1 protein-coding gene is annotated in these 1,088 nt (G+C 68.8%); it reads right to left on the reverse strand.

What is annotated here, in order from left to right:
* On the reverse strand, positions 1–1,076 hold a 1,076-nt coding region (locus ACFV4F_RS43455; RefSeq protein WP_380511608.1), incomplete at its 3' end, for an acyltransferase domain-containing protein.
* Between the last annotated feature and the right edge of the window lie 12 nt (positions 1,077–1,088).

Genomic DNA, 1,088 nt, shown 5'->3' on the forward strand with positions numbered 1-1,088 from the left:
CGTTGGAAGGGGTAGGTGGGGAGGTTGGGGTGGGTGTGGGTGGTGGTGGGTGGGGTGGGGGTGTGGCCGTGGGTGTGGGTGGTGGCGAGTGCGGTGAGGAGGGTGTGGGTTTCGGGGTGGTTGTGGTGGAGGAGGGGTGTGGTGTTGGGGGTGTGGGGGGTGAGGGTGGGGTGGGGGCCGAGTTCGAGGTGGTGGGTGGTGCCGTGGGTGTGGAGGGTGTGGACGGTGTCGTGGTAGCGGACGGTTCGGCGGATGTGGTGGGTCCAGTATTCGGGGGTGGTGGGGTCGCCGTTGTTGGTGATGAGGGGGATTTGGGGTGTGTGGTAGGTGAGTTGGGTGGCGGTGCGGTGGAATTCGTCGAGGATGGGGTCCATGTGGGGGGAGTGGAAGGCGTGGCTGGTGGTGAGGCGTTTGGTGCGTCGGCCTTGGGTGGCGAGGGTGTCGGCGATGTGTTGGACGTGGGGTTCGTCGCCGGCGATGACGAGGGAGGTGGTGCTGTTGATGGCGGCGATGGAGACGTGTTCGTTGAGGAGGGGGAGGATTTCTTCTTCGGTGGCTTGGATGGCGGTCATGGCGCCGCCTGTGGGGAGTGCTTGCATGAGTCGGCCGCGGGTGGTGACGAGGGTGGCGGCGTCTTGGAGGGTGAGGATGCCGGCGGCGTGGGCGGCGGCGATTTCGCCGATGGAGTGGCCGGCGAGGTAGTGGGGGGTGATGCCCCAGGTGTGGAGGAGGTGGTGGAGGGCGGTTTGGAGGGCGAAGAGGGCGGGTTGGGTGTAGCGGGTCTGGTGGAGGAGTGCGGCGTGGGGGGTGCCTTCGTGGGCGAAGACGATGTCGCGCAGTGGGTGGTCGAGGTGGGGGTCGAGGGCGGCGCAGGCGGTGTCGAAGGCGGTGGCGAATTCGGGGTGGTTGGTGTGGAGTTCGCGGCCCATGCCGGGGTGCTGGCTGCCTTGTCCGGTGAAGAGGAAGGCGAGGCGGGCGGGGGTGGTGGTTTCGCCGCGGTGGAGGGCGGGGTGGTCCTGGTCGTTGGCGAGGGCGTCGAGTGCTGCGAGGGCTTCGTCGCGGTCGGCCGCCACCACCGCCGCACGGTG

The organism is Kitasatospora sp. NPDC059722 (genome assembly GCF_042733235.1).
Lineage (GTDB): Bacteria > Actinomycetota > Actinomycetes > Streptomycetales > Streptomycetaceae > Kitasatospora.